25 protein-coding genes are annotated in these 26,216 nt (G+C 76.2%); 7 read left to right on the forward strand and 18 right to left on the reverse strand.

Going from position 1 to position 26,216, the window contains the following annotated elements; translation table 11 throughout:
• Nucleotides 1–22: 22 nt before the first annotated feature.
• Nucleotides 23–1,399, forward strand: coding sequence for a cytochrome P450 (locus tag BKA00_RS09750; protein WP_230298843.1), 1,377 nt, complete (start codon nucleotides 23–25; stop codon nucleotides 1,397–1,399).
• 22 nt (nucleotides 1,400–1,421) lie between these two features.
• On the opposite strand, the gene BKA00_RS09755 is transcribed toward BKA00_RS09750, so the two are convergent.
• Together BKA00_RS09755 and BKA00_RS09760 are read right to left on the reverse strand one after the other, a co-directional pair.
• Nucleotides 1,422–1,793 carry a VOC family protein gene (locus BKA00_RS09755; RefSeq protein ID WP_185024606.1) on the reverse strand — a complete coding sequence of 124 codons (372 nt, stop codon included), beginning with the start codon at nucleotides 1,791–1,793 and terminating at the stop codon, nucleotides 1,422–1,424.
• Between the two features lie 122 nt (nucleotides 1,794–1,915).
• Complete coding sequence (locus BKA00_RS09760; RefSeq protein WP_185024607.1) at nucleotides 1,916–2,869, reverse strand: helix-turn-helix transcriptional regulator; 954 nt, start codon at nucleotides 2,867–2,869, stop codon at nucleotides 1,916–1,918.
• 61 nt (nucleotides 2,870–2,930) lie between these two features.
• On the opposite strand from BKA00_RS09760, the gene BKA00_RS09765 reads away from it, so the two are divergent.
• Nucleotides 2,931–5,246, forward strand: a complete 2,316-nt coding sequence (locus BKA00_RS09765) for an ATP-binding cassette domain-containing protein (RefSeq protein WP_185024608.1) — start codon at nucleotides 2,931–2,933, stop codon at nucleotides 5,244–5,246.
• On the opposite strand, the gene BKA00_RS09770 is transcribed toward BKA00_RS09765, so the two are convergent.
• Nucleotides 5,243–5,713 (reverse strand): PPOX class F420-dependent oxidoreductase, encoded by a 471-nt coding sequence (locus BKA00_RS09770; RefSeq protein ID WP_185024609.1) that lies wholly within the window; start codon nucleotides 5,711–5,713, stop codon nucleotides 5,243–5,245. The genes BKA00_RS09765 and BKA00_RS09770 overlap by 4 nt on opposite strands.
• A gap of 99 nt (nucleotides 5,714–5,812) precedes the next feature.
• Between BKA00_RS09770 and BKA00_RS09775 the strand changes: the two genes are divergently transcribed.
• Nucleotides 5,813–6,337: a pyridoxamine 5'-phosphate oxidase family protein gene (locus BKA00_RS09775; RefSeq protein ID WP_185024610.1), complete on the forward strand. Its 525-nt coding sequence runs from the start codon at nucleotides 5,813–5,815 to the stop codon at nucleotides 6,335–6,337.
• Between the two features lie 26 nt (nucleotides 6,338–6,363).
• Here BKA00_RS09775 and BKA00_RS09780 read toward each other — a convergent pair whose 3' ends face one another.
• Both BKA00_RS09780 and BKA00_RS09785 read right to left on the reverse strand, forming a co-directional pair.
• Complete coding sequence (locus tag BKA00_RS09780) at nucleotides 6,364–7,677, reverse strand: hypothetical protein (protein WP_185024611.1); 1,314 nt, start codon at nucleotides 7,675–7,677, stop codon at nucleotides 6,364–6,366.
• Between the two features lie 3 nt (nucleotides 7,678–7,680).
• Complete coding sequence (locus BKA00_RS09785) at nucleotides 7,681–8,073, reverse strand: cupredoxin domain-containing protein (RefSeq protein ID WP_185024612.1); 393 nt, start codon at nucleotides 8,071–8,073, stop codon at nucleotides 7,681–7,683.
• Nucleotides 8,074–8,247: 174 nt separating this feature from the next.
• Between BKA00_RS09785 and BKA00_RS09790 the strand changes: the two genes are divergently transcribed.
• The 4 genes from BKA00_RS09790 to BKA00_RS09805 all read left to right on the forward strand — a co-directional run bounded on the left by BKA00_RS09790 (nucleotide 8,248) and on the right by BKA00_RS09805 (nucleotide 11,590).
• Complete coding sequence (locus tag BKA00_RS09790; protein ID WP_221493086.1) at nucleotides 8,248–10,122, forward strand: hypothetical protein; 1,875 nt, start codon at nucleotides 8,248–8,250, stop codon at nucleotides 10,120–10,122.
• Complete coding sequence (locus BKA00_RS09795) at nucleotides 10,119–10,274, forward strand: hypothetical protein (RefSeq protein ID WP_185024613.1); 156 nt, start codon at nucleotides 10,119–10,121, stop codon at nucleotides 10,272–10,274. The genes BKA00_RS09790 and BKA00_RS09795 overlap by 4 nt, the downstream gene beginning before the upstream one ends.
• Before the next feature lie 11 nt (nucleotides 10,275–10,285).
• The gene (locus BKA00_RS09800) at nucleotides 10,286–11,077 is read left to right on the forward strand and encodes an SDR family NAD(P)-dependent oxidoreductase (protein ID WP_185024614.1); all 792 of its coding nucleotides are present in this window, start codon (nucleotides 10,286–10,288) and stop codon (nucleotides 11,075–11,077) included.
• A gap of 156 nt (nucleotides 11,078–11,233) precedes the next feature.
• A complete protein-coding gene (locus tag BKA00_RS09805; protein WP_185024615.1) occupies nucleotides 11,234–11,590 on the forward strand; it encodes a hypothetical protein in 357 nt (118 codons plus the stop codon).
• Between the two features lie 101 nt (nucleotides 11,591–11,691).
• Here the strand turns inward: BKA00_RS09805 and BKA00_RS09810 are convergent, their stop codons facing one another.
• The 13 genes from BKA00_RS09810 to BKA00_RS09870 form a co-directional block, all read right to left on the reverse strand.
• Complete coding sequence (locus BKA00_RS09810; protein ID WP_185024616.1) at nucleotides 11,692–12,165, reverse strand: TIGR00725 family protein; 474 nt, start codon at nucleotides 12,163–12,165, stop codon at nucleotides 11,692–11,694.
• 7 nt (nucleotides 12,166–12,172) lie between these two features.
• On the reverse strand, nucleotides 12,173–12,472 hold the full coding sequence (locus tag BKA00_RS09815; protein ID WP_185024617.1) for a 4a-hydroxytetrahydrobiopterin dehydratase: 300 nt from the start codon (nucleotides 12,470–12,472) through the stop codon (nucleotides 12,173–12,175).
• Between the two features lie 62 nt (nucleotides 12,473–12,534).
• Nucleotides 12,535–14,586: a glycosyltransferase family 39 protein gene (locus BKA00_RS09820; protein ID WP_185024618.1), complete on the reverse strand. Its 2,052-nt coding sequence runs from the start codon at nucleotides 14,584–14,586 to the stop codon at nucleotides 12,535–12,537.
• A gap of 16 nt (nucleotides 14,587–14,602) precedes the next feature.
• Nucleotides 14,603–16,702, reverse strand: a complete 2,100-nt coding sequence (locus BKA00_RS39780; RefSeq protein WP_185024619.1) for an ArnT family glycosyltransferase — start codon at nucleotides 16,700–16,702, stop codon at nucleotides 14,603–14,605.
• Nucleotides 16,699–18,015 (reverse strand): bifunctional glycosyltransferase family 2/GtrA family protein, encoded by a 1,317-nt coding sequence (locus BKA00_RS09830; protein WP_185024620.1) that lies wholly within the window; start codon nucleotides 18,013–18,015, stop codon nucleotides 16,699–16,701. Before BKA00_RS09830 ends, BKA00_RS39780 begins: the two co-directional genes overlap by 4 nt.
• Nucleotides 18,016–18,107: 92 nt before the next feature.
• Entirely contained in the window at nucleotides 18,108–19,601 is a 1,494-nt protein-coding gene (locus tag BKA00_RS09835) for a HAMP domain-containing sensor histidine kinase (protein ID WP_230298845.1), read from the reverse strand.
• Nucleotides 19,598–20,332, reverse strand: a complete 735-nt coding sequence (locus BKA00_RS09840; protein WP_185024621.1) for a response regulator transcription factor — start codon at nucleotides 20,330–20,332, stop codon at nucleotides 19,598–19,600. The genes BKA00_RS09835 and BKA00_RS09840 overlap by 4 nt, the downstream gene beginning before the upstream one ends.
• A gap of 85 nt (nucleotides 20,333–20,417) precedes the next feature.
• Nucleotides 20,418–21,578: a hypothetical protein gene (locus BKA00_RS09845; RefSeq protein ID WP_185024622.1), complete on the reverse strand. Its 1,161-nt coding sequence runs from the start codon at nucleotides 21,576–21,578 to the stop codon at nucleotides 20,418–20,420.
• A gap of 118 nt (nucleotides 21,579–21,696) precedes the next feature.
• Entirely contained in the window at nucleotides 21,697–22,707 is a 1,011-nt protein-coding gene (locus BKA00_RS09850) for a hypothetical protein (protein WP_185024623.1), read from the reverse strand.
• A 120-nt stretch (nucleotides 22,708–22,827) separates the two neighbouring features.
• Nucleotides 22,828–23,595, reverse strand: coding sequence for an SDR family NAD(P)-dependent oxidoreductase (locus BKA00_RS09855; protein WP_185024624.1), 768 nt, complete (start codon nucleotides 23,593–23,595; stop codon nucleotides 22,828–22,830).
• Nucleotides 23,596–23,647: 52 nt separating this feature from the next.
• A complete protein-coding gene (locus BKA00_RS09860; RefSeq protein ID WP_185024625.1) occupies nucleotides 23,648–24,055 on the reverse strand; it encodes a (R)-mandelonitrile lyase in 408 nt (135 codons plus the stop codon).
• 223 nt (nucleotides 24,056–24,278) lie between these two features.
• Nucleotides 24,279–25,112: an ABC transporter permease gene (locus tag BKA00_RS09865; RefSeq protein ID WP_185024626.1), complete on the reverse strand. Its 834-nt coding sequence runs from the start codon at nucleotides 25,110–25,112 to the stop codon at nucleotides 24,279–24,281.
• Complete coding sequence (locus BKA00_RS09870) at nucleotides 25,109–26,134, reverse strand: ATP-binding cassette domain-containing protein (protein ID WP_230298846.1); 1,026 nt, start codon at nucleotides 26,132–26,134, stop codon at nucleotides 25,109–25,111. Before BKA00_RS09870 ends, BKA00_RS09865 begins: the two co-directional genes overlap by 4 nt.
• Between the last annotated feature and the right edge of the window lie 82 nt (nucleotides 26,135–26,216).

Below are 26,216 nucleotides of genomic sequence, written 5' to 3' on the forward strand. Positions count from 1 at the left end.
GGGGCGTGCGATAGTGGGGCGCGTGGCACCCGACACCCCGGTACGCGCGCCCCGTCCCCGCAAGGCCTCCACGGCGGGCGGGAGGGCGCGGGGCCCCTCCCCGTCGCTGACGGTCCGGCACGGGATCGGGTTCACGCGGAACCCGTGCGCGAGCCTGCTGCGCCTGCACGCCGAGGCGGGCCCCGTCGCGGTCGTCGGAACGCGCCGGATGCCGTTCGTGCACCTGTTCGGCCCCGACGCCAACGCGTTCGTGTTCGCCAACTCCGGCCTGTTCCGCTGGCGGGAGGCCTTCGACCTGCTGGTGCCGGTGAACGGGGAGACCGCGCTGATCGTCAGCGACGGCGACGACCACCGGCGGCGGCGCCGCCTCGTCCAGCCGGCCTTCCACCACCGGCGCGTCGCCGGGTACGTGGCGCGGATGGCGGCCAACACCGACGCCGCGCTGGAGTCCTGGCGCCCCGGCCGGACGCTGGACGCCTACGCCGAACTGCGCGCGGTGATCCGCCGCAGCACGGTGGAGGTGCTGTTCGGCGACCGGCTCGCCGCCGACAGCGAGGTGATCGGGCGGCGGCTGCAGGTCGCGCTCGCGGCCGTCGACCGCAACTTCGTGCTGCAGATGGTGCTGCGGTCGGTGCCCAACCCCTACATGAGGCGCGTCGCGGCGTCGCGGGCGCTGGTCGCCCGGCGGGTGGACGAGGAGATCGAGCGGCGGCTGCGCGAGGGCGGCGAGTACGACGACGTGCTGGGCATGCTGCTGTCCTCGCGCGACGAGGACGGCGCGGGCCTGACCCGCCAGGAACTCCAGGACCAGGTCATCAGCCTGATCTCGGCCGGGTACGACACCACCAGCGCCGCGATGGCGTGGGCGGTGCACGCGCTGCTGTCCCATCCGGAGGCCGAGGAGCGGGCGCGGCGGGAGGTGGCCGAGGTGGTCGGCGACCGGCCGGTCGAGGCCGCCGACCTGCCCGCGCTGGAGTACCTGGACGGGGTGGTGAACGAGACGCTGCGGCTGTTCCCGCCCGCCGTGCTCAGCGCCCGCGTCCCGGTCGAGGACTTCTCCTACGGCGGGTACCGGGTCCCGGCGGGGGCGATGGTGTTCTACTCGCCGTTCGTCACCCACCGGATGCCGGAGGTGTGGCCGCAGGCGGGGCGGTTCCGGCCCGAGCGGTGGGACCGGTCCTCGGCGCTGTACCGTCCCACCACGCCCGCGACGTACCTGCCGTTCGGCGGCGGCCCGCACCGCTGCATCGGCTCGACGCTGGCGACGGTGGAGATCAAGACGATGCTGGCGTGCCTGCTGCGCCGCACGCGGCTGTCCCTGGTGTCCCCCGCCGCCACGCCGACGAGCGTGACCGCGATGCGCCCGCGCGGCGGCGTGCCGGTGCGGGTGCTCGGCTAGCCCCGGCCCCGGCCGGGCCCGACTAGTTCTGCCGGAGGCAGACGCAGAAGGGGTGGCCGGCGGGGTCGGTCAGGACGCGCCAGCGGTCGCCGCCGGGCTGGAAGTCGGGCCTGGCGCCGCCGAGGCCGGTCACGGTCTCCTCGGCCTTGTCCAGGTCGTCGACGTAGAAGTCGAGGTGGAACTGCTGGGGCCGCTCCCCCTCGGGCCAGGTCGGCGGCTGGTGCCCGGCGACGCCCTGGAAGTACACGTCCAGGCCGTTCGGCAGCTTGACGGCGGAGGCCTCGGGGGTGTCGTAGGTGATTTCGCCTCCGGTCACCGCGGCGTAGAACGCGGCGAGGACGGGCGGCTCCGGGCAGTCGAGGTTGACGGCGACGAACTCGGCGATACCGGACATCTATCGGCTCCTTCATGATCGGTGTGCCCTCAGGCTTCCAGGAGAAGCTGACACCTTCTGTCAGGTACCTCGGATGACACCGCGCCGCGTTCGCGGGTGCCGCGCCTCGACCGGGCGGGGCGTCAGCGGGCGGCGCGGGCCAGGCGCTCGGCCATGGCCGCGACGCGGTCGCGCAGCTCGGCCGGTTCGCGGATCTCGAAGTCGATGTCGAGGTAGGCGATGCGCAGCGCCGTCCACTCCAGGGAGTCGGGGGAGGTGCGCAGCACGCAGGTGCGGTCGTCGACCGGCTCGATCTCGGTCTCGGCCACGCGGAACCGGTCGGCCAGTTCCCGCGCGGACGCGCGCACGAGCAGCACCGCCCGCGTCGCCGGCAGCGATCCCGCCAGGAAGCGGGTGACGAACTCGGCCGGGCCGGCGGCGGGCAGTTCGCGCGGCGCGACGCGCACGCCGGTCGGCAGCGGGCGGGACACGCGGTCGACGCGGAAGACCCGCCAGTCGTCGTGGGCGGTGTCGAACGCGACCAGGTACCAGCGCCGCCCCGCCGACACCAGGCCGTGCGGCTCGACCAGGCGCCGGGTCTCCCGGTCGCCGGCGCCGCGGTAGGCGAAGCGGACGCGCTCGTGGTCGCGGCACGCCGCGGCCAGGACCGTCAGGGTCTCGGGGGCGGCGACCGGCCCTGCGGGCCGGGAGCCCAGGGTGGTGGTGGCGGCGTGCAGGGCGGTGACGCGGCGCCGCAGCCGCGCGGGCAGGACCTGTTCGAGCTTGGCCAGGGCGCGCACCGACGCCTCGGCGATGCCCTCGACCGCTCCCCCGGTCGCGGCGCGCAGCCCGACGGCGATCGCGACGGCCTCCTCGTCGTCCAGCAGCAGCGGCGGCATCGCGGCCCCGGCCTCCAGGACGTAGCCGCCGGCCGCTCCGAGCGTGGCGTGCACGGGGTAGCCGAGGCCGCGCAGCCGCTCGATGTCGCGGCGGACGGTTCGGGGGCTGACGGCCAGGCGCTCGCACAGCTCCGGCCCGCTCCACTCGCGGCGGGTCTGCAGGAGGGACAACAGCCGCAGAAGGCGTTCGGACGACATGACCCCAGTATGCGTCGAATGCGGTCAGATCCTGGCCTCTTTGCCGCCTAGCGTTCCGGCCATGAACGGGGACCACATCATCATCACCGGCGCAAGGACCAACAACCTCAAGGACGTCTCGCTGCGTATACCGAAGAACCGGCTCGTGGTGTTCACCGGAGTGTCGGGGTCGGGCAAGTCGTCGATCGTGTTCGGGACGGTCGCGGCGGAGTCGCAGCGGCAGCTGAACGAGACGCTCAGCTGGTTCGCCCGCGACCGGATGCCCCGCCGCGAGCGGCCCGACGCCGACGTCATCGACCGCCTCGCGCCCGCGGTCGTGGTCGACCAGCGGCCGATCGGCGGCAACGCCCGCTCCACGGTCGGCACCATCACCGACATCTCCCCCGTCCTGCGGGTCCTGTTCTCGCGGCACGGCACGCCCAGCGCCGGGGAGGCCTCCGCCTACTCCTTCAACGACCCGCGCGGCATGTGCCCCGAATGCGACGGCCTGGGCCACGTCGCGCGGGTGGACCTGGACCTGTTCCTGGACACCGGGCGGTCGCTGAACGAGGGCGCGGTCGACTTCCCTCCGTTCGGCGTGGGGACGTTCGTGTGGCAGCTCTACGCCGAGTCGGGCCTGTTCGACCCCGACAAGCCGCTGCGGGACTTCACCCCCGAGGAGTGGGACCTGCTCCTGCACGGCAAGGGGTTCCGGGTGCCGCGCCGCAACCGGACCGGGTCGATGGGCCACAACGCCTACGAGGGCATGATCGAGCGGTTCGACCGCCTCTACCTCAGGCGGGACCTGGCGTCCCTGCCGCCCAAGGTGCGCGACGCCGCCCGCCGCGTGGTGCGCGAGCAGACCTGCCCGGCGTGCGGCGGGGCGCGGCTCAACGCGGCGGCGCTGGCCTCGCGGATCGGCGGACGCAGCATCGCCGACCTGTCGCGGATGGAGGTCGGCGACCTGGTCGCCGCGCTCGGCGAGATCACCGACCCGGTCGCCGCGCGGGTCGCCGGGGAGGCCGTCGCGCGGCTGCGGCGGCTGGCCGACATCGGGCTGTCCTACCTGTCCCTGGACCGGCCGACCCGCACGCTGTCGGGCGGGGAGGCGCAGCGGCTCAAGGTCGTCCGGCACCTGGGGTCCAGCCTGACCGGGATGACCTACATCTTCGACGAGCCCAGCGCGGGCCTGCACCCCCGCGACGTCGACCGGCTGAACGCGCTGCTGCTGCGGCTGCGCGACAAGGGCAACACCGTGCTGGTGGTCGAGCACGACCCGGCCGTGATCGCCGTCGCCGACCACGTGGTCGACATGGGGCCCGGCGCGGGCGTGCACGGCGGCGAGGTCGTGTTCACCGGGACGGTCGCGGGGCTGCGCGCGGCCGCGACGCCGACCGGCCGGGCGCTGGGCCGCCGGGCGCCGGTGAAGGCCGCGTTCCGGGAGCCGGGCGGATGGCTGGCGGTGACCGGCGCCCGCACCCACAACCTCAAGGACGTGACGGTGCGGTTCCCCACGGGCGTGCTCACGGCGGTCACCGGCGTGGCCGGGTCGGGCAAGAGCACCCTGGTCATGGACGAGTTCGCCGCGCGGCACCCCGGCGCGGTCGTGGTGGACCAGTCGGCGATCGCGGCGTCCCGCCGGTCCAGCCCCGCCACGTTCGTCGGCGTGATGGACCCGCTGCGCCGGCTGTTCGCGCGGGTGAGCGGCGCCGGCGCGGCGCTGTTCAGCCACAACTCCAAGGGCGCGTGCCCCGAGTGCGACGGCAACGGCGTCATCGTCACCGACCTGGCGTTCATGGACCCGGTCACCACCACGTGCGAGGCGTGCCGGGGCGGCCGGTACCGCCCCGAGGTCCTCGCGCACACGCTGCGCGGCCGCACGATCGTGGACGTCCTGGCGATGACCGCCGAGGAGGCCCTGGGCTTCTTCGACGGGCCCGCCGCCGCTGAGGGCGCCGACCCGGCCGGACGCGCGATCACCGCGCGGCTGCGCGCCCTCGACGAGGTGGGGCTCGGCTACATGACGCTCGGGCGGCCGCTGGGGTCGCTGTCGGGCGGCGAGCGGCAGCGCATCAAGCTGGCGACCCGCCTGCACGGCGCCGGCACGGTGTACGTGCTGGACGAGCCCACGACGGGCCTGCACATGTCCGATGTCGGCTCGCTGCTGGCGCTGCTGGACCGGCTGGTGGACGGCGGCGGGACCGTCATCGTCGTCGAGCACGACCTTCAGGTCGTCGCGCACGCCGACTGGGTGGTCGACCTCGGGCCCGGCGGTGGCCGGCACGGCGGCGAGGTCGTGTTCGCCGGCACTCCCGCCGGGCTGCTGGAGGCGCCGTCGTCGGTCACGGCGCAGTTCCTGCGCCGCGGCCTGCCTGCGCGGGCCGCGGGCCGCCGCTAGTTGTCGGGGACGAGGCGGGCGGGGAACCCGCCGGTCGCGATCGGTCCCCACCGCTCGACGGTGACGCGGATCAGGGACTTGTCCTGGCGGCGCATGGCCTCCCGGTACTCGTCCCAGTCGGGGTGCTCCCCGGCGATGCAGCGGTAGTAGTCGACGAGCGCGTCGGCGGCCTCGGGCATGTCGATGACCTCGGCGGTGCCGTCGACCTGCACGTAGGGGCCGTTGAAGTCGTCGGACAGCACGCACACCGACACGCGCGGGTCGCGGCGGGCGTTGCGGGCCTTGGCCCGCTCGGGATAGGTGGACACGACGATGCGGCCCTGGTCGTCGACGCCGCACGTCACCGGCGACATCTGGGGCCGGCCGTCGGCGCGGGCGGTGGACAGCAGCGCGTGGTGGCGGGGACGCAGGAACTCCAGCAGTTCGGAGCGGTCGACGCGGTTCGCGGTGGCGATCGAAGGAGCCATGCGGGCAACTCTAGGAACCGGGCACCGATGATTTCGCCTCCGCCCCGCCGTCTACCCCTTGAGAGGTTTTCGCACGGCGGTTCCTGAAGGAGGGTGACGATGAGCGACCGCGATCCCGTCGAGGCGCGCGACCTCGACATCTACGGGGCCGGGGAGCTGGCGTGGGACGGCGTGCGCGACGCGCTGAAGGCGGCGCTGCCCGAGCCCGGCACGCCGGTGTTCCTCGGCACGGTCCGCCCGGACGGGCGCCCGCACTCGGCGGGCGTCGGCGCGCTGTGGCACGACGGAGACCTGTACGTCGTCAGCGGGCCCGGCACGCGCAAGTCCCGGAACCTGGCGGCGAACCCGGCGTGCACGGTCTCGGTCCGCACCCCGGTCGGGGACGTGGTCCTGGAGGGCGAGGCCGAGCGCGTCACCGACCCGGAGGTCCTGGAGGCGGTCGCGGCCGGGTACCGGGACGGCGGGTGGCCGGCGCGGGTGGAGGGCGGGGCGTTCACCGCGCCCTACAGCGCGCAGAGCGCGGGGCCGCCGCCGTGGTACGTCTACCGGATCGTCTTCCACACGGTGTTCGCGGTGGGGACGGTGAAGCCGTACGGCGCGATGCGATGGACGTTCGCGCGCTGACCGCCGATCGTGGCGGCGGTCAGCGGTCAGCCGCTCAGCAGGGCGAACAGGCCGGCGCAGGTGAGCGCGACCATGACGGCGGCGACGGGCAGCTGGGCCCGCGCGGCCGGGCCGGGGCGGCGCAGGGCGAGGTCGTGCGCGGCGATCGTCCCGGCGATGTGGCCGAGGACGATGGCGTTGACCTGGACCTGGGCGACGAGGGTGGGTCCGGCGAGGTCGTAGTCGACGCGGTTGCCGGTGGAGCCGAGCAGGTTCAGGCCCGTCCCGAAGGGGTCGCTGGCGAGGATGAACGTGGTCTGGCCCTCCAGGACGAAGAACGAGAAGTAGTGGGCGAGGGTGTAGCCGAGGGCGATCGGCAGCAGGGTCGCGGCGAACCTCGCGGGCGCGGACCGGTCGGGCGGGAGGGCCGGGTCCTGGCGGGTCAGCCGTGCGCTGAGCCGCAGCGCCGCGACGTACAGCAGCGCGACGGAGCCGACGGCGGCGGCCAGGCCCAGGGTTCCGGCGGGGACGCTCGCGGGGTCGACGTTGTCGCGCCAGTAGGTGGTGCGGGTGATGCCGTCGAACCCGGTCGAGCCGATCAGCACGCAGGCGGTCGCGGTGAGGCCGGGTTCGGGGCCGCCCCCCGTCAGGCCGGTGAGCGGGGTGCGCAGGACGAGGGCGCCGTCGCCGCGCCGCCCGATCGGGCACAGGCGGGCCAGCAGGCTGGAGTAGGCCTCGAACCCGTCCCCGCGGGTGAACCAGTCGCGGCCGAACCACCAGGCCGGGGCGAGGTTGCCGGCGGCGTAGGCGAGGATGAGGGCGCCGACCAGGCGCGGGTCGGAGCGGTGCGGGGCGACCAGTTCCAGCCAGACGAACCCGGTGAGCCACGCGGCGGCGGGCCAGTAGCCGAGGCGGGCGGGCAGGGCGCGCCGTCCCGCCGTCGGGGTGCGGGTGGCGCGGCAGAGCGCGGTGTGCAGGGTCCGCAGCGGGTTGACGCGCCGCCACACGGGCCCGATCAGGACGCTGGCGGGGACCAGGCCCACCCAGAACGTCACGAACAGCGCCCACGGCGCGAGGTTGCGGGCGTCGGAGGCGGGCCCGGCGAACGCGACGGCGACGACCAGGGCGGCCGCGGCCAGTGCGAGGGCGCGTCCGGCCGCGGTGAGGGCGGGGGCGTCCAGCGCGCGGGCGAGGGCGGGGGGCAGCGGGCGCCCGGCGTCGGGGTGGAGGCGGGGCCGTTTCCACGCGGCGGTGAGGGCGAGGAAGGAGGCCGCGACGGCCAGGCCGCCGCCGGTGATGGCGGCGACGGCGTCCAGGGGCAGGTCGGTGCGGCCGCCGAGCCCGTGGGCGAGCACGTGCACGGGTCACCCGACCTGGAGTTCGAGGACGCGGGCGCCGGAGTGGTGCAGCTCGGCCTCGAACACGCCGGGGGTGTCGGCGGTGAAGCGCAGGGTGGCCGCCCGTCCGGGGCGCAGCCGCAGTTCGCGGTCGTAGCCGTGCAGGTGGAACTCGTCGGCGGTGTCGCCGGTGACGGTGATCTCGACGGCGGCGCCGCGGGGCACCTTCACGCGGCGCTGCGCGGTGCGGGCCTTCCCGCCGGTGACGGTCACGGCGATCCGGACGGCCGGGGGCCCGGACGCGGCCGGGGCGCCGTCCGCCGCGGTGGGCGGCGTGCCGGTCCGCGCGCCTGACGGCGGTGACGCGGGCTCTCCGCAGGCGGCCGCCGCCGTCAGCGCGGCCGTGGCCGTGATCAGCACCGCGGTCGCTCTCGCTCGTGTCCGCCGCCGCATGTCTCCCCTTCCGTTCCGGTGTCGCACACCACAAAGTGTGACACTAGACAATGACACATTGGAAAGTGACATACTCCGCTTGGGGGTTCGCCCCGATCAGTACGGGGGCGTCCTGGTTCGCGCGTCAAGGGAGCAGCGGTGGTGGAGCACGTGACGGGCATGAGCGCGATGATCGGCGGCGCGGGCGCCGCGGCGCGGCTCGCCGGGGCGCCGGCCAGACCGGCGGGCGGCGCGGCACTCGACCAGATCCTCATCGCCTCGGGCGCCGCGGCCGCGCTGACGGCGGCGCTGCTGGTGCTCGGATGGGGGCACCGCAGCGGCCGCGTCACCGTCCTGGCGCGGGCGGCGGACCTGGCGACGCGCGGCCCGGGCCGCGGCACCCCGGGGTGGGCGGCGCTGCCGATCCCGGTCGCGATGGTGTCGCTGCTGGTCGCGCTGCTCGGAATGTACTGGGACATCTCCCTGCACATCTCCCACGGCCGGGACGAGGGGCCGCTGGCCAACATCGCCCACTACCCCATCCTGATCGGGTTGTTCGGCATCTTCACCGCCGGGGTCCTGGCCGTCGTGCTGCCCAGGGGCGAGCGCCCCGGGGCGGCGTCGGTGCGGATCACCCGGGACTGGCACGCCCCGGCCGGCGGGGTGCTGCTGGCCGGCGCCGGCTTCTACGCGCTGCTGGGGTTCCCCCTCGACGACGTGTGGCACCGCATCTTCGGGCAGGACGTGACGCTGTGGGGGCCGACGCACCTGATGCTGATCGGCGGGGCGGGCCTGTCGCTGGTGGCGATGATGGTGCTGGAGCGGGAGGGCCGCCAGGCCTCCGGGGACGCCGGCCGGCCGCCGGGGTGGCTGCGGTACGTGCGGCGCTGCATGCACGCGGGCGGGCTGCTGATCGGGCTGTCGGTGTTCCAGGCCGAGTACGACTTCGGGGTGCCGCAGTTCCGGCTCGTCCACCAGCCGCTGCTGATCGCGCTGGCGGCGGGCTGCGCGCTGGTCGCGGCGCGGCTGTGGGCCGGGCGCGGCGGCGCGGTGTTCGCCGTGGTGTTCTACATGGTGGTGCGCGGCGGGGTGTCGGTCCTGGTCGGCGGGGTGATCGGGGAGCTGTGGGCGGCGGTGCCGCTGTACTTCGCCGAGGCGGTGTGCGTGGAGGTCGCGGCGCTGGTGCTGGCGCGGCGGCCGCTGGCGCTGGGCGCGGTGTCGGGCGTGCTGATCGGCACGGCCGGGTTCGGCGCCGAGTACGCCTACGGGCAGGTCGCGTTCCGGCTGCCGTGGACGCCGGACATCGTGGCCGAGGGCATGGTGATGGCCGTGGTGGGCGGTGTGGCGGGCGGGGTGTGCGGGGCGCTTCTGGCCGAGGGGCTGCACGGGCGTGCGCCGCGCCCGGTGGTGGCGCGCGGGCTGTTCGCCGCGGCGATCCTGGCGGTGGCGGCGGCGGTCGCCAACGGACTGGTCGTCTCGGTCCCGCAGGGCCGCACGGCCACCGTCACCCTCACCGGCGTCCGCGGCGACGCCGCGCACCGCACCGCCCAAGCGCGCGTCGAGTTCTCCCCCGCGGACGCCGTCGACGGCCCGGCCTGGGTGACGGTGACGGGCTGGCAGGGGCAGGGCCTGCACGTCGACCGCCTGGTGAGGGTCCGCGAGGGCGTCTACCGCACGAGCGAGCCGATGCCGCTGCACGGCGAGTGGAAGACGCTGGTGCGCGTGCACGACGGGCGGACGCTGGCGGGCGTCCCGGTCTACCTGCCCGACGATTCGGCGATCGGCGCGAAGGAACTGCCCGCGCCGCCGCGCTTCACCCGGGACCTGCGGGGCGAGCGGACGATCCTGCAGCGGGAGCTGAGGACCGACGTGCCGGGCTGGCTGTGGGCGGTGTGCTCGGCGGTGGTGCTGCTGTGCACGCTGGCACTGGTGCTGTCGCTGGGCTGGGGCGTGGCGCGGATCGCGCGGCGGCTGCCGGACCGCCCCGGGCCTGCCGGGGCCGCCCGGGGCGGGCCGCGCGCGAGGGCGGGCGCATGACGGCGCAGGGCGTGCTGGCGTCCCATCCGATCATCACGGCGGTGCCGTTCTTCGTGCCGACGTTCGTGGTGGTCGCGGTGATCGTCTTCGTGGTGTGGCGGGACCGCCGCCGCGGCGGGGGCCCGCCGGACGACCCGCCGCCCGGCCCCTAGACTCTGCGCTCATGAGCGATCGCCCGTCTCCCGCGCCGTACCTGTCCGAGCTGTTCTCGCTGGAGGGCAGGGTCGCGGTGGTGACGGGCGGCAGTTCGGGGATCGGCCGCGCGATCGCCGGGGCGCTCGCGCGGGCCGGGGCCTCGGTGGTCGTCGTGGCGCGGCGGGAGTCCGAGCTGGCGGCGACCGTCGGGGAGCTGGAGGGGCACGGCTGCCGGGCCGCGGCGGTGAGCGCCGACCTCGGGTCGCGGGACGCGGTCGCCGGGGCCGCCGAGGACGCGGCGGCGGCGTTCGGCGAGCCCGACATCCTGGTCAGCGCGGCGGGGGTGAACCTGCGGCCGCCGATGGACGAGCTCGGCACCGACGTGTGGGACACCACGATGGCGGTGAACCTGGACGCGCCGTTCCTGCTCGGGCAGCGGTTCGGGCCGGGCATGGCCGAGCGCGGGTTCGGGCGGCTGATCCACATCGCCTCGCAGCAGGCGTTCCGGGCGTCGGTGACCAGCGGCGCCTACGGGGTGTCCAAGGCGGGGCTGGTGGCGCTGGCCCGGTCGCAGGCCGAGGCGTGGTCGAGCCGCGGCGTCACCGCCAACGCCCTGGTGCCGGGCTTCGTGATGACGCCGCTGAACGCGCGCCTGTCGTCGGACCCGGCGAAGGTGCGGGCGCTCGCCGAGCGGACGATGACCGGCCGCAACGGCCTGGCGGAGGACTTCGCCGGCGCGGCGGTGTTCCTGGCGTCGCCGTCGGCGGCCTACGTCACCGGCCAGTCGATCTTCGTCGACGGCGGCTTCTCCGCCCACTAGAGCCGCCCGGCCGGTCGCCGGCGGGAGCGTGCTCCGGCGGCGGGACCGAGGTGTGGCCAACGGCCTTCGGCCGCGCACGGTCTAGTCCAGCCCTGGTCACCTAGGGCTGCTCCGGACGCCCGGAGCTCGGAACCAAAGACCGAAGGTCGTGATCACATGCGCGGATTCGAGCGCACCGCACAAACCCTGGAGGACCTCGGGAAGGTCATCCTGTCCCTCGTCCTCATCCTCGTCGCCGGCGGCGTCTGGGGCGCCTTCTTCGACATGCTGGACGGCGGCCCCGACGACCCTGTCGGAGACGGGTTGCTCACGGGCGTCGCCATCGTCGCCATCGTCTTCGTCCCCCTCGCCGGCCTCGCGGTCGTCGCGTGCGTCGAGGACTCCGTGAAGGCCAGCAGGTGGTACAGGCGCCGCGTGGCCGCGCGGAACACCAGGGACGCGGCCCAGCGCCGCCAGGAGGAGCGGCGGATCCGCCAGGCCCGGAAGCGTGAGCTCTGGGAGCGGACCCACTGACTCTCCTGCGGCACCTGGGGCGTGGCCCGCCAACAAGGAGCGGCCCTTCGGGGCCGCTTCTTCTTGTGAGGACGGGTCGGACCGCCGGTCAAGGCGCGGGGCTAGGGCCACAGGCCGGTGGCGCGGACGGCGGCGGCGGGGTCGGCGGCGTGCACGAGGCCGCCGACGGGCCGTCCGTCCTCGTCGTGGACGCGCCAGCCGCCGAGCTGGACGACGGGGACGCGTCCGGCGCGCATGGCCAGGGCGATCTCCGACAGCGTCCCCCAGGATCCGCCGACGGCGATGACGGCGTCGGCGGAGTTGACGAGGACGTTGTTGCGGGCCTGGCCGAGTCCGGTGGGGACGGCGACGGTGAGGTCGGGCCCGGCGGCGGTGCGGTCGGCGGCGGGCAGGATCCCGACCACGACGCCGCCGGCGGTGCGGGCGCCCGCGGCCGCGGCGGCCATCACGCCGCCGTGCCCGCCGCACACGACCACGGCGCCGCGCCCGGCGAGGATCCGGCCGGTCTCGTAGGCGTGGTCCCATTGGAGCTCGGTGCACTCCCCCGGCCCGCACACCGCCACCTGCACGGCCATCGCGGCCCTACCCGGCGCCGTGCCGGGCGGCGATCCGGTCGATCGTCGCGGCGAGGTCGAAGTCCTTGCCGGTGAGGCCGCCGGCGCTGTGGGTGGACAGGGCGAAGGTCAGGGTGCGCCAGCGGATGTCGATGTCGGGGTGGTGGTCGGCGTCCTCGGCGGCGCGGGCGACGTCGGCGACCACCTCGATCCCGGCGGGGAAGGACGGCGCGGTGACCTGCCTGCGGATCCGGTCGCCGTCCCGGCTCCAGGCGGGCAGGCCGCGCAGGCGTTCGGCGACTTCGTCGGCGTCGAGCGTGTCGGCCATCGGGTCACTCCCTGTTCGCTGGTGCCGTTCTCCTTCCTCCCTTCCCCGCGCGGGACGCCCGGTCACGCCGCGCCGGGGGTCAGGTCGTACAGGACGGTGCCGCCGACGGTGGCGGGGGTGTAGTTCGCGGCGACCCATGCGCTGATCTGCTGGGCGGCGTCGCTGCCGCTGGCGGCGCGCGTCCCCGGGCCCGTGCCGCGCGCCCCTGGCCGGCCGCGGTCGCCGCCGACGAAGTAGTGGATCCTGCCTTGGCGGGCGAGGCGCTGGAACTCGGCGAGGGTGGGGGCGGGGTCGGTGCCGTTGAACCCGCCGACGGCCATCACGGGCCTTCCGGCGGCGAGCTGGTAGCCGGCGGCGGTGTTGGATCCGACGGCGGCGGCGACCCAGGTGTAGGAGGTGGCGCCGGTTCTGAGAGCGGCGGTGACGGCGGCGCCGGGGGCCCCGGCGTTCAGGAGCCCGCCCGGCCCGCCTCCCGGTCCCCCGCCGCCTCTGGGGCCCGCAGGGCCGCCGGGCATGCGTCCGGCGGCGCCGGGGCCCTGGGGCGGGGGTGCGGCGGGGCCGCGGGTCCAGCCACCGGGTCCGGCGCGTCCGGGGCGGCGGCCCGGGCGGCCGCGTCCGGGGCCGGAGCCGGTGGAGGTGGCGGGGCCCGCGGTGACGATGGCGCCGGTGTGCGGGGTGCGGACGGTCTCGGCGGCGTAGGCGGCGGGCCCGGCGAGGCAGGCCAGGACCGCCAGGGCGGCGGCCGCGGCGAGGACGGGTCCGCGCAGCAGCCTCGCGGCCGCGAGGCCCGCGGCGGCCAGCAGCCCGGCGGCCGCGACCGCGGGCGCGAGCCAGGGGTGCCAGTCCGCCGACCGGCCGAGCAGCACGTAGGCCCACAGGGCGGTGAGGGCGACGGTCGCCGACAGGACCGCGGCGGCCTCGGGGGCGCGGCGGCGTTCCCACAGCAGCGCGGCGCCCATGCCGGTGAGCGCGGCGATCGCGGGGGCGAGCGCGACGGTGTAGTACTCGTGGAAGATGCCCTGCATCCAGCTGAAGACCGCGGCGGTGAGCAGGAGCCATCCGCCCCACAGCGCCAGGGCGGCGCGGGCGGGGTCGGTGCGGGGCGCGCGGCGCGCGGCCCACAGCCCGGCGGCGAGCAGGGCGAGCGCGGCGGGCAGCAGCCAGGAGATCTGGCCGCCGATGACGGGCCCGAACATGCGGCCCCATCCGGCGTCCTGGTCGAGGTTGCCGAGGCCGCCGGTCTCCTCGCCGTTGAGGCGTCCGATCCCGTTGTAGCCGAGGGCCAGTTCCAGGACGGAGTCGTGCTGCGATCCGCCGATGTAGGGGCGGGCGGAGGCGGGCACCAGCGCGACGGCCGCGACCCACCACCCCGCGGAGGCCAGCAGCACTCCCCCGGCGGCGGCCAGCTGCCACAGCCGGCGCCGCCAGGGCGTCGGCGCGGCGAGCAGGTAGACCAGCGCGAACACCGGGACGACCAGGAACGCCTGGAGCATCTTGGCCAGGAACCCGGTTCCGACGCAGGCGGCGGCGAGCAGCAGCCAGCGGGTGCCCGCGTTCTCCTGGGCGCGCAGCGCCGCGTAGGCGCCGCAGGTCAGCAGCAGCACCAGCAGGGCGTCGGGGTTGTTGAACCGGAACATCAGCGCGGCCGCCGGCGTCAGGGCGAGCGCGGCGCCGGCGAGCAGGGCCGCCCAGGCGGGGATGCGGCGCCGGACGGCCGCGTGCAGCACCGCGACGGTCGCCACGCCCATGAGCGCCTGCGGGACGAGGATGCTCCAGGTGTTGACGCCGAACACGCGGGCGGCCAGGGCCATCGGCCACAGCGCGGCGGGCGGCTTGTCGACGGTGATGGCGTTGGCGGCGTCGGAGGAGCCGAAGAAGAACGCCTTCCAGCTGGTGGCGCCGGCCTGGACGGCGGCGGAGTAGAACGCGTTGGCCCATCCGGACGCGCCGAGTCCCCAGATGTAGGCGGCGCCGGTCGCGGTGAGCAGGGCCAGCAGGGCGGGCCGTGCCCAGGCGGGGTCGGCGGCGGGGCCGCGCAGCAGCCTGCGGGCGGCGCCGCCCCACCCGCGCGGGGTGCGGGGCGCGGGCGGGGCGGCCGGGATCGTGGTGGTCATGTGCGTCTTCCCCTGTTCAGTCGAGCTTGTACAGCTGGGCGCCGGTGGCGCCGCCGTAGGCGCTCGCGTCGACGGGGGTCGCGTTCTTCTGGACCCAGGCGGTGACGGCGGTGTCGCCGCCGCCGGGGCCCATGCGGCCGCCGAGCAGGATGTAGCGGAGCTTGCCGTCCTTGACGTACTGCTGGAGCTTGGCGACGGTCATGGCGGGGTCGCTGCCGGTGAAGCCGCCCATGGCGATGACGGGGCGCCCGGTCCGCAGGATGATCGAGGAGGCCTCCTGGGCGCTGGAGACGGCGACCAGCCAGGTGGCGCCGCCCTGGTTCGCCTCCAGGTAGTCGGTCATCTTGGTGTCGACGCCCCCACCGACGCCCCCACCGGGGCCGTCGCCGGGTCCGCCGCGCGCGCCGGACCCGCCGGGCCGCTGCCCGCGCCCGTCCGCGCCCCGCCCGTCGGGTGACTGCCCGTCGGGGGCCTGCCCGTTCTGGCCTCCGGCCTGCCACGGGGGCATCGGCCCGTTGGGGGCCTGTCCGCCGGGCATGGCGGGGGGTGCGCCGCGGCCGCCGGGGATGGCGCCGCGCGGCCCGAATCCGCCGCCGAATCCGCCGCCGGAGGTGGGACCGGCCAGGGGGTTGGTGCCGTTGGAGGTGGTGGAGGCGGCCGAGACGGCGTAGGCGCCCGGGCCCGCCAGGCCCGCGATCACGGCGAGGGCGGCGCCGATGACGGTGGCGCGTGCCCCGGCGCGTCCGGAGACCCGGCCCGCGACCAGGGCGGCGACGGCCAGGACGGTGGCGGCGGCGACGGCCCACCGCAGCCACGGGTTCCAGGACGGGGTGCGGTCCAGCAGGACGAACGCCCACGCGCCGGTGGCGGCGACGCCCGCGGGCAGCGCCCACGCCCAGGCCCGCGACCTGCGGTGCGCGCCGGTCAGCAGGACCGCTCCGGCGCCGGTGAGCGCGGCGATCGCGGGCGCCATGGCGGTGGAGTAGTAGGGGTGGAAGGTGCCCTGGGCGAAGCTGAACACGACGTAGTGGACGGCGAGCCATCCGCCCCACAGCAGCAGCGCGGCGCGTGCGGTGTCGGTGCGGGGGCGGCGCCGCAGCAGGACGAGCCCGGCGGCCAGGGCGAGGACGGCGAAGGGGACGAGCCAGGAGATCTGGCCGCCGAGGATGTCGTTGAACAGCCGTCCGGCGCCGGACCGGCCGCCGAACCCGCCGCCGCCTCCGGGGCCGCCGCGTCCGCCCGGGCCGCTGCCCTGGCCGAGGATGCGGCCGAGGCCGTTGTAGCCGATGACCAGGTCCCAGGCGGTGCCGTCGGTGCTGCCGCCGATGTAGGGGCGGGAGCGGGCGGGGATGGCGTCGACCAGCAGCGTCCACCACAGGGAGGACGCGGCGAGGACGGCGCCGGCGGCGAGCAGGTGCCCGGCGCGGCGGAGCAGGCCGGGCCGCGCGGCGGCCAGGTAGGCCAGGGCCAGCGCGGGGACGATCAGGAACGCCTGCAGCATCTTGGTGTTGAAGCCGCATCCGACCAGGAGCGCCGCGAGCAGCAGGGGCCGCAGCCGGCCGGTGTCGATGGCGCGCTGGCAGGCCCAGGCGGCGGCGACCAGGAACAGCACCAGGAGGGTGTCGGGGTTGTTGTCGCGGTTGATCGCGACGGTGATCGGGGTGAGGGCCAGGACGGCGGCGGCGGTGAGCGCGGCGGCGTGCCCGAAGGCGCGGCGGACCGTGGCGTGCAGCACGGCGACGGCGGCGACGCCGGCGGCGACCTGCGGGAGCAGCAGGCTCCAGGTCCCGAATCCGATGACGCGGGCGGTCAGTCCCATCGCCCACAGGGCCATGGGGGGTTTGTCGACGGTGATGTAGGAGCCGGCGTCCAGGGAGCCGAAGAAGAACGCCTTCCAGCTCTGGGTGCCGCTCTTGACGGCGGCGGAGTAGTAGGCGTTGGCGTCCCCGGCGGCCGACAGCCCCCACGCGTACAGGGCGGTGGCGGCGATCAGGACGGCCCACAGGGCGGGGCGCGCCCAGCGCGGGTGGTCGCCGGGGCCGAGGAGCAGGCGGCGGGCGCGGCCGCGGGGCGCGGTGCGCCCGGTGGGGGGCGGCGGGGTGAGGGTGGAGGTCATGCCGTGGTCCCTCCGGTGGTGTCGTGGGCGGGCGGGGGCGCGGTGGAGGCTCCCGCGGCGGGTGGGGCGGGGTGGTCGCCGAGGCGGCGGGGGTGGAAGATCCAGGCGCGCATGAGCAGGAACCGCGCGAGGGTGGCCAGGGCGTTGGCGGTGACGAGCGCGGCGACCTCGACGGCGCGTCCGGCGCCGGGCGCGGCGGCGTGCAGCAGGGCCAGGCCGCCGGTGCTGAGGGCCAGGCCGAGCAGGAACGCGGCGCCGCCTTCGAGCTGCTGGCGCAGGGCGCGGCGGGGGCCGGTGACGCCGAAGGTGAAGCGGCGGTGGGCGGCGGTGTTGCCGACGGTGGTGATCACCAGGGAGAGCGCGTTGGCCCACAGCGGCCCGAGGAACAGGCGCAGCAGGACGAACAGGATGAGCTGGGCGAGGGTGCTGAGGACGCCGATGACGGCGAAGGCGGGCAGCTGGCGGGCCATGCCGGCGGGGAGCGCGTCGGCGGCGGTGGGGCGGGGGCGTCCGCCGACGGGGGCGCGGAACGCGCCGGTGAGCATGCGGCGGGCGACGCGGGCCATGCCGCGCAGGTCGTCGCGGGCGGTGCGCAGGACGTCGACGCGGCTGTCGGGGTCGTCGACCCAGTCGACGGGGACCTCGTGGATGCGCAGCCCGTTGCGTTCGGCGAGCAGGAGCAGCTCGGTGTCGAAGAACCACTCCTCGTCCTCGACGGCGGGCAGCAGCGCCTGGACGATCTCGGTGCGGGCGGCCTTGAAGCCGCACTGGGCGTCGGTGAAGCGGGCGGCCAGGGCGGTGCGCAGCAGCAGGTTGTAGCAGCGGGAGATGATCTCGCGGCGGGGTCCGCGCACGACGGCGGAGCCGCGGGTCAGGCGGGAGCCGATGGCCAGGTCGCTGTGCCCGGAGATGAGGGGGGCGACCAGCGGCAGGAACGCGTCCAGGTCGGTGGACAGGTCGACGTCCATGTAGGCGACGACGTCGGCGTCGCTGGTGCCCCACACGTGGCGCAGGGCACGTCCGCGGCCCTTGTCGCGCAGGCGGACGGCGCGGACGCGGGGGTGGCGGGCGGCCAGGTCGCGGGCGATCGGCCAGGTGGCGTCGGTGCTGGCGTTGTCGGCGACGGTGATGCGGAAGGGGTAGGGCAGGGTGTCGGCGAGGTAGGCGTGCAGGCGTTCGACGCTGGCGGCGAGGACGCGTTCCTCGTTGTGGACGGGGACGACCACCTCGACGAGCCGTCCCCGTCCGCCGTGGTCGTGCGGCGGCGGGGGCGGCGCGGCGGGCGTGCCCGGTTCGGTGATGAGGTGACTCATGGGACCGAGGTTCGGGGGCCGGTGTGGGAGGGCGGTGAGCCGTGCCTTAACGCCGCATGAGAAACGCGCCGGGCCCGCCGGGGGCGGCTCGCTCAGTCGCCGGGGGCGGGGCTTCCGGGCAGGTGGACGCGGGCGAGGGTGCCGCCGCCGGGGGCGGGTTCCAGGGCGACGGTTCCGCCGTATTCGGCGACGACGCGCGCGACGATGGACAGCCCGAGCCCGGAGCCGGGCAGGCTGCGGGCCGACGGGGAGCGCCAGAACCGTTCGAACACGTGCGGCAGGTCGGCGGCGGGGATGCCGGGGCCGTGGTCGCGGACGGTGAGTTCGCCGTCGTGCAGGGCGGCGGTGACGGTGCCGCCGGGCGGGCTGAACTTCACGGCGTTGTCCAGGAGGTTGACGATGGCGCGTTCCAGGGAGGCGGGGTCGCCGTGGACGTGCCAGGGCCGGGCGTCGCAGGTGACGGTGAGGCCGGGGCCGCGCAGGCGGGCGCGTTCGACGGCGCGGTCCAGGACCTCGTGCAGGGCGGCGGTCTCGCGGACGGGCTCGGTGTCGGCGGGGCGGGCCAGTTCCAGCAGGTCGCCGACGAGGCTGGACAGTTCCCGCATCTGCGCGCGGACGCTGGTCAGCAGGTTGCGGCGGGTCTCCTCGGGCAGGTCGCGGCCGGCGGCCTCGGCGCGCATCAGCAGGTCGATGTTGGTGCGCAGGCTGGTGAGGGGGGTGCGCAGCTCGTGCCCGGCGTCGGCGATGAGCTGCTGCTGGCGTTCGCGGGAGGCGGCCAGGGCGGCGGTCATGGTGTTGAAGGAGCGGCTGAGCCGGGCGATCTCGTCGGTGCCCTCCTCGGGGATGCGGGTGGCCAGATCCTCGGTGCGGGCGATGTGCTCGACGGCGCCGGTGAGCTCGTCCACGGGCCGCAGCGACGCGCGGGCGATCATGAGGCCGGCGGCGGCCGACACCAGGACGCCGAGGGCGGTGACGGCGGTGAGCAGGAGCGCCAGGTTGTCCAGGGGGCCCTGGACCTCGTCCAGGGAGATGGCGTAGGACACGGCGGCGGGGGTGCCGTCGGGCAGCCGGAACGAGCGGGTGAGGATCCGGACGCCGTCCTCGGTGCCGGACGCGGTGACGCCGGTGCCGTCGTGGTAGGCGTGGTCGCGTTCGCCGCGGGCGACCCGCGCGTCCTCGGCGCCGACCTGGAGCGCGCCGGCGCCGGGGACGGTGCAGCGGCGCCCGTCGGCGCGGACCAGCTGCATGATCTCGTAGGGGCCGGGCGGCGGGTTCTGGGTGCCGGTCCCGGTGGGCTCGGCGGAGCAGGCGGCCAGGATCGCCTCGGGGCGGCGGGGCAGGCGGGGGCCGTGGAAGGGGGGCGGCCCGTCGCGGTAGCCGCCGTCGCGGGCGCCGGGCGGGCCGCCAGAAACCGCGCCGAGGCGGCGGTCCAGTTCCCGGTACAGCTGGTTGCGGGTCAGCAGCCAGCCGGCGCTGGCGCAGGCGGCGACGGCGAGCGCGACGGCCGCGGCGGTGAGCAGCGCCATGCGGGCGCGCAGGGTGAGGCGCAGGGTGAGGCGCCGGGCGACCGGGGCGCGGGTGCTCACGGGGACGCCGCCGGGCGCAGCACGTACCCGACGCCGCGGACGGTGTGCACCAGCCGCGGCAGCCCGCCCGCCTCGGTCTTGCGCCGCAGGTACATCACGTACACGTCCAGGGAGTTGGAGGCGGGTTCGAAGTCGTATCCCCAGACGGTCTCCAGGATCTGCTCGCGGGTGAGGACCTGGCGGGGGTGGGTGAGGAACATCTCCAGCAGCATGTACTCGGTGCGGGTCAGTTCCAGGGGGCGCCCGGCGCGGGTGATCTCGCGGGTGAGGGTGTCCATGCGCAGGTCGTCGAAGGCCAGGACGCCGCCGGGGGCGCCGCCGGAGGGGGCGGGGGCGGCCATGGCGGCGCGGCGCAGCAGGGCGCGGACGCGGGCGAGGAGCTCGTCGAGGTCGAAGGGTTTGGCGAGGTAGTCGTCGGCGCCGGCGTCCAGTCCGGTGACGCGGTCGCCGACCATGTCGCGGGCGGTGAGCATGAGGACGGGCATGGTGGCGCCGAGGGCGCGCAGCCGCCGGCAGGTGGTGAGGCCGTCCATGCGCGGCATGAGCACGTCCAGCACGACCAGGTCGGGGGTGTCGCGCTCGACCCGCTCCAGGGCGGTGACGCCGTCGGCGGCGCCGGCGACGCGGTAGCCCTCGAACTCCAGGCTGCTGGTCAGCGACTCGCGGACGGCGGGTTCGTCGTCGACCACGAGGATCCGCGGGGGCGGTGTGTCCTGCGCGCCGGGTTCCATGTACTCACGGTAAACAGCGCCGGTGGGGGGCCCGGCCGCCGGCGGGCGTTTCTCATGGTTCTTTCAGAATCTTCTGAGGGGCGGTTCAGCGATCGCGGCCGGGGAGCGGGCCGGGGTCGGCGCTGGTGTCGGTGCCGTTGTCGGCGGTGGCGTCGGCCCACGCGTCGCCGCCGCCGGGTTCGACGACCTCGACGGTTTCGGTGGTCTCGGTGGTCTCGACGGTGGCCTCGATGACGACGGCGGCCGGGGCGCGGGGGCGGGGCGGCGCGGGGCGGGTGGCGGTGGTCCAGGTGGTCTTGGCGACGTCGACGACGACGTCGCGGGACACCTCGACGATGATGCCGCGCAGGGTGTCGCGCAGGGCGAGCTTGAGGGCGTCGCGGAGCAGTTCGCGCAGGACGGCCTCGACGGCGGCGGTGGCGGCGCGGGCGGCCAGGTCGCGGGCGGTGCGGGCCAGGGCGCTGCCGGCGGCGGCGGTGAGCAGCCCGGCGGCGGTGCGGGCGGCGCCGCGCACGGCGGGGTCGCGGCCGGCGCGGGCGGCCAGGTCGGCCAGGGGGGCCAGTTCGGCGGTGGCGCCGGTGGCCTCGGCGGCGTCGCGGGCGGTGTCGCGCAGGGCGGCGGCCAGGTCGCGGGCGGCCTGCTCAGCGGTCTGGCGGACGACGCGGGCGACGACGTCGCGGCCGGCGGCCATGAGGGCGTCCGCGGCGGCGCCGGCGACGGTGTCCACGGCGGTGTCGGCGACGACGCGGGTGGCGGCCTGCACGACGGGGGCCGAGGCGGTGCGGCCGGCGACGTCGGCGACGGTGCCGGCGGCGGCGCGGGCGAGGGGGCTCTGGGCGGCCAGGCGGCGCGCGGCGGCGGCCATGGGGTGGCGGGCCGCCTGCTCGGCGAGGGTCATCGCGGCGGTGGCGGCCTCGAACGCGCCGGCGGTGGCGGGGTTGGCCGCGGCGGCGGCGCGGGCCTCGGTGACGGCGCGTTCGGCGGCGGCGCGGGCGGCCTTGACGGCGGCGTCCCGCGCGGCCTGCTCGGCGGCCTTCATCACCGGCGTGCCCGCCGCCTGCGCCAGGATGCGGTCGGCGGCGAGCGCCGCGGCGCCGCGGGCGGCGTCGCGGACCGGCTCGCTCGCGGTGGCGAGCCGCGCGGCGGCCGGTGCCAGGCCGTCCCAGATCTCCTGGACGCGGCGGGCGGCCGCCTGGTCGGCGCGGTCGAGCCCGGTCGGCCGGTCGTCGTTGTCGTCCACGGTCACGGCCCCCTCTTCGCGTTCCCGCCCCAAATCACCATAACTGCCGAACAGTGCCGTCAGTTCCGGTGGACGCGTCGCGGTCCGCCGCCCGCCGCCCGGGGACGCGCCCGCGGGCGGGCGGTCAGCGGCCGCAGGAGGGGCAGGGGGTGCGGGTGCGGCGGGCGTAGGCGCGGGCCGCGGCGGCCATGCCGGCGCCCCAGGCGAAGTAGGCGGGGACGGCGACCCAGAAGAACGCCTCGGGCAGGTCGAGGCCGCCTTCGGGCGGGAACGGGTTGCGGCCGTGCAGCCGCTCCCAGGACATCTGCAGCAGCATCAGCCCGAAGTAGACGACCAGTCCGGCGGAGATCGCGGCGCCGGGCCACAGCACCAGCCGGCGCGGGACGCCGCGCCCGGCCAGGCCGGGCAACCAGCGCGGCCACGTCCGCCCGAAGGAGTGGACGAGGGCCAGGGGCAGCAGGCAGCCGCCGAGCACGAACCCGGCCTCGAACAGCGTCGCCGAGGCGCCGCCGGCCGTGGGCGTCTCGCCGAACCCGACGGCGGCCTGGGCGGCGATGCGGGTGAGGCATCCGGCGACGGCGAGGTAGGCGGCCCCGAAGGCCCAGGCGGGTGTGCGGGGCAGGGCGCCGGGCGCGGCCGCGGGGCGCGCGCAGGCGGCGCAGGCCGGTCCGGTTCGGGTGCGGGCGGTGTAGGCGCGGGCGGACAGGGCCGTCATGACCCCGGCGGCGACGACCGCGGCCCGCGACAGCGCGCCGAGGGGGTAGAACCCGAGGCCCAGGCCGGGCAGGATCGCGCCGACCGCGTCCAGCAGGAGCATCGCGCCGGAGGCGACCAGGCACGCCGCGGCGGTCCAGGCGGCGCCCGCCAGGGCCAGGCGCGGCGCGCGGGCCAGGCGGTCGGCGCGCGGGTGCGCGAGGGCGGCCAGCACGAGCGCGGCGGCCCCGCACAGGCCGGCGCCCGCCCATCCGGTGAAGGCGACGAGGTCGGTGCCGATGGGCGACATGTCGTGTGGCCGGTGCCCCGACGCCCAGTAGGCGCGCAGGGCGCCGTAGGCGGTGACCCAGGCGAGCGCGGCCGCGGGCAGGCGGCGCCCCAGGGCGTGCGGCGACAGGCGCGCGGCGATCGTGGTGGCCATGGCCACGATCGTGGCGGCCGCGGGGCGGGCGGGGCCTCCCCGCCGCGGCCGAGGCCGCTCCCCCGCGCGGGGGACGCGGCGGCCCGGGGCCCGCCGATGCCGGCGGCCGCGGCGGCCGGGTCACCGGGCGGTGTAGCCGCCGTCGACGGGGAGCGCGACGCCGGTGACGTAGCCGGCGCCGGGGCTGCACAGCCACAGCACGGCCTGGGCGATCTCCTCGGCGGTGCCGAGCCGTTCGATGGCCTGGCCCGTTTCGGCTCCGCCGGGGTCGAGGTCCCCGGCTGCGATCATGGAGTCGACCATGGGGGTGCTGATGGTGCCGGGGCAGACGGCGTTGACGCGGACGCCGCGCGGGCCGTATTCGAGGGCGGCGCTCCTGGTCAGGCCGATGACGCCGTGCTTGGAGGCGTGGTAGGCGGCGCGGCCGGGGTTGCCGACGAGGCCGCCGAGGGAGGAGCAGTTGACGATGGCTCCGCCGCCCTGGGCGCGCATGTGGCGCAGTTCGTGCTTCATGCTCGCCCACACGCCGCGCAGGTTGACGGCGTTGACGCGGTCGAACTGGTCGGCGTTCTCGTCGGCGGCGTCGGTGAGCGGGGCCATGACGCCGGCGTTGTTGTAGGCCATGTCGAGCCGCCCGAAGGCCGCCGCGGTGCGGTCGACGGCGGCGGCGACCTGGTCTTCGTCGGTGACGTCGCAGGCCAGGGCGAGGGCCTGGTGCCCGGCGCCGGTGAGGTCCCGGGCGGCCTGCTCGGCGGCGTCGCCGTCGATGTCGGCGAGGCCCACGGCGGCGCCGGAGGAGGCGAAGGCGCGGGCGGCGGCCAGGCCCATGCCGGAGGAGGCGCCCGTGACGAAGGCGACCTGGCCGGTGAAGTCGTAGGTGGGATTCATGGGTGCCTCTCCTGACGAGGGTGTCGTGCGGTGCGGTGCTCGCCGGGCGGCGTCAGGCGGTGGCCGGGGCGGCGTACTCCTCGTCGGTGACGGGGGTGAGCCAGTGGACGACGGCGTGGTCGGCGTCGCTCTCGTTGACGGCCAGGTGGACCATCAGCCGGTTCGGTGCGGCGCCGTGCCAGTGCTCCTCGTCGGCCTCGAAGAGCACGCGGTCGCCGGGCCGGATGACCTCGACCGGGCCGCCCCGGCGCTGGCACAGGCCGATCCCTTCGGTGACGAAGACGGTCTGGCCCAGCGGGTGGCGGTGCCAGTGGGTCCGCGCGCCGGGCATGAAGTGCACCAGGCTGGCGCTGACCCGGGACGGGGCGGGCGCCGCGGCGACGGCGTCGATGTAGACGTCGCCGGTGAACCAGTCGGCTGGGCCCTTCTGGGTGTCGATGGAGCTGCGCGTGATCTGCATGGTCGTCCCCTTGTCCGTGAGTGCCGCTGGTTGGCCGGATGGGCCCCTGCCGTCACCTTCCTTACCTGCGGCAGGGGCACCATGCCTTCCAGGCAACCCGCTTTTGGCGGGCGCTGCGAGGCACCGTCAAGAGGTGGACCGGCAGTACACCCCTAGGAGCCCGCAGGCAGCACGGCACGTCGAGGTGTGGAGCTGGTCGCGTCGGTGACCTGGCCGCGGGGGGTCAGCGGCCGCGGGTGCGGTAGGTCCGCACGGACAGGGGCGCGAACACCGCGAGGAGGACCAGTGCCCAGCCGATCGTGGCGGGGACGGGGTGGGCGAGGGGCCAGGCCAGGTCGCCCGCGGGGGCGCCGGGGTTGCCGAACAGTTCGCGGCAGGCGGCGGTGAGGGCGCTGACGGGGTTCCATTCGGCGATGACCTGCAGGACCTTGGGCATGCCGGCGGTGGGGACGAAGGAGTTGGACAGCATGGTGATCGGGAAGACCAGGGGGATGAGCTGGTCGGCGGCCTGCTCGTTCTTGACCACCAGGCCGAGGTAGCAGCCGGCCCAGCTGAGCGCGTACCGCATCAGCGCCAGCAGCAGGAACGCCTCGGCGGTCTGCCAGAGGCCGTTGTGGGCGCGCCAGCCGACGACCAGGCCGGCGGTGGCCATGATCGCCATGCCGAGGACGCCGTTGAGGATCTCGGCGCCGGTCTGCCCGAAGGGGACGGCGGAGCGGGCCATGGGCATGGAGCGGAACCGGTCCATGACGCCGCGGGAGGCGTCGGTGGCGACGCGCATGGTGACGGCCATGGTGGAGGTGAAGGTGACCATGGCGAACAGGCCGGGCATCAGGTACTCGCGGTAGTTGCCGCCGCCGGGGACGGAGATGGCGCTGCCGAACACGTACCCGAACAGCACGACCATGATCGCGGGGAAGATCAGGGCGGCGATGAGCTCGCCGGGTTCCTGGCGGATGCGGCCGAGTTCGCGGCCGATGAGGGTGAGGCCGTCGGTGAGGGCCCAGCGCAGGCGCCCGGCGCGGGAGTCGGGGGCGGGGGCGGTCAGGGCGGTCATCGGACGGCCTCCTGGGTGCGGTCGGCGGTGTCGGCGGCGCGGGCCGCATCGGTGTGGACGGGGTCTTGGCCGGGGGCGTCGGGGGTGTCGGGGGTGGTTCCGGTGAGGCGCAGGAACACCTCGTCGAGGGTGGGGCGGCGCAGTCCGACGTCGCCGACGGTGATGCCGGCGCGGTCGAGTTCGCGGACGACGTCGGCCAGGCGCACCGATCCGGTGGTGAGCGGCACCGAGAGGTGTTCGCCCTCCAGGGCGGGGTGGCTGCCGGTGAGGGTGCGCAGGAGCGCGGCGGCGCGGCCGGCGGTGGCGGGGTCGTCCAGGACGACGTCGAGGCGGTCGCCGATGGAGGCCTTGAGCCGGTCGGGGGTGCCGGTGGCGATGACGCGGCCGTGGTCGACGACGGCGATGTCGTCGGCGAGCCGGTCGGCCTCGTCCAGGTACTGGGTGGTGAGCAGGACGGTGGTGCCGTCGGCGACCAGTCCGCGGACGGCGTCCCAGATCTCGCCGCGGCTGCGGGGGTCCAGGCCGGTGGTGGGCTCGTCCAGGAAGAGCACCTGGGGGCGCAGGATGAGGCTGGTGATGAGGTCGAGGCGGCGGCGCATGCCGCCTGAGTAGCCGGCGACCTGCCGGTCGGCGGCCTCGGCGAGCCCGAACCGCTCCAGCAGCTCGTCGGCGCGGCGGCGGGCCTCGCGGCGGGGCAGGTGGTACAGGCGGCCGAACATGCGCAGGTTGCCGCGTCCGGTGAGCTTCTCGTCGACGGCGGCGTACTGGCCGGCCAGGCCGATGCGGGCGCGGACCCGGTCGGGGTCGCGGGCGACGTCGTGGCCGGCGATGCGGGCGTGCCCGGCGTCGGCGTCGGCGAGTGTCGCCAGGATCCGCACGGCCGTGGTCTTGCCCGCGCCGTTGGGGCCGAGGACCCCGCAGACCGTGCCGGCGGGGACGGCCAGGTCGAGGCCGTCCAGGGCCTGGGTGTCGCCGAAGCGCTTGCGCAGCCCCTCGGCCACCACGATCGGTTCGTTGGTCACAACCCCTCCTCTGGGTACGTTGTACGCAGCTACGGTAGACAACTGGGTACGATGTACGCAACTAGGATGCTCGGGAGAGACA

It is taken from the genome of Actinomadura coerulea (genome assembly GCF_014208105.1).
GTDB lineage: Bacteria > Actinomycetota > Actinomycetes > Streptosporangiales > Streptosporangiaceae > Spirillospora > Spirillospora coerulea.

What these genes read in the sequence shown, in the direction of transcription:
- BKA00_RS09755 (WP_185024606.1), bottom strand. Translation starts at nt 1,793, where the DNA reads ATGTCCGGTATCGCCGAGTTCGTCGCCGTCAACCTCGACTGCCCGGAG.
- BKA00_RS09760 (WP_185024607.1), bottom strand. Translation starts at nt 2,869, where the DNA reads ATGTCGTCCGAACGCCTTCTGCGGCTGTTGTCCCTCCTGCAGACCCGC.
- BKA00_RS09765 (WP_185024608.1), top strand. Translation starts at nt 2,931, where the DNA reads ATGAACGGGGACCACATCATCATCACCGGCGCAAGGACCAACAACCTC.
- BKA00_RS09770 (WP_185024609.1), bottom strand. Translation starts at nt 5,713, where the DNA reads ATGGCTCCTTCGATCGCCACCGCGAACCGCGTCGACCGCTCCGAACTG.
- BKA00_RS09775 (WP_185024610.1), top strand. Translation starts at nt 5,813, where the DNA reads ATGAGCGACCGCGATCCCGTCGAGGCGCGCGACCTCGACATCTACGGG.
- BKA00_RS09795 (WP_185024613.1), top strand. Translation starts at nt 10,119, where the DNA reads ATGACGGCGCAGGGCGTGCTGGCGTCCCATCCGATCATCACGGCGGTG.
- BKA00_RS09800 (WP_185024614.1), top strand. Translation starts at nt 10,286, where the DNA reads ATGAGCGATCGCCCGTCTCCCGCGCCGTACCTGTCCGAGCTGTTCTCG.
- BKA00_RS09805 (WP_185024615.1), top strand. Translation starts at nt 11,234, where the DNA reads ATGCGCGGATTCGAGCGCACCGCACAAACCCTGGAGGACCTCGGGAAG.
- BKA00_RS09810 (WP_185024616.1), bottom strand. Translation starts at nt 12,165, where the DNA reads ATGGCCGTGCAGGTGGCGGTGTGCGGGCCGGGGGAGTGCACCGAGCTC.
- BKA00_RS09815 (WP_185024617.1), bottom strand. Translation starts at nt 12,472, where the DNA reads ATGGCCGACACGCTCGACGCCGACGAAGTCGCCGAACGCCTGCGCGGC.
- BKA00_RS09820 (WP_185024618.1), bottom strand. Translation starts at nt 14,586, where the DNA reads ATGACCACCACGATCCCGGCCGCCCCGCCCGCGCCCCGCACCCCGCGC.
- BKA00_RS39780 (WP_185024619.1), bottom strand. Translation starts at nt 16,702, where the DNA reads ATGACCTCCACCCTCACCCCGCCGCCCCCCACCGGGCGCACCGCGCCC.
- BKA00_RS09830 (WP_185024620.1), bottom strand. Translation starts at nt 18,015, where the DNA reads ATGAGTCACCTCATCACCGAACCGGGCACGCCCGCCGCGCCGCCCCCG.
- BKA00_RS09840 (WP_185024621.1), bottom strand. Translation starts at nt 20,332, where the DNA reads ATGGAACCCGGCGCGCAGGACACACCGCCCCCGCGGATCCTCGTGGTC.
- BKA00_RS09850 (WP_185024623.1), bottom strand. Translation starts at nt 22,707, where the DNA reads ATGGCCACCACGATCGCCGCGCGCCTGTCGCCGCACGCCCTGGGGCGC.
- BKA00_RS09855 (WP_185024624.1), bottom strand. Translation starts at nt 23,595, where the DNA reads ATGAATCCCACCTACGACTTCACCGGCCAGGTCGCCTTCGTCACGGGC.
- BKA00_RS09860 (WP_185024625.1), bottom strand. Translation starts at nt 24,055, where the DNA reads ATGCAGATCACGCGCAGCTCCATCGACACCCAGAAGGGCCCAGCCGAC.
- BKA00_RS09865 (WP_185024626.1), bottom strand. Translation starts at nt 25,112, where the DNA reads ATGACCGCCCTGACCGCCCCCGCCCCCGACTCCCGCGCCGGGCGCCTG.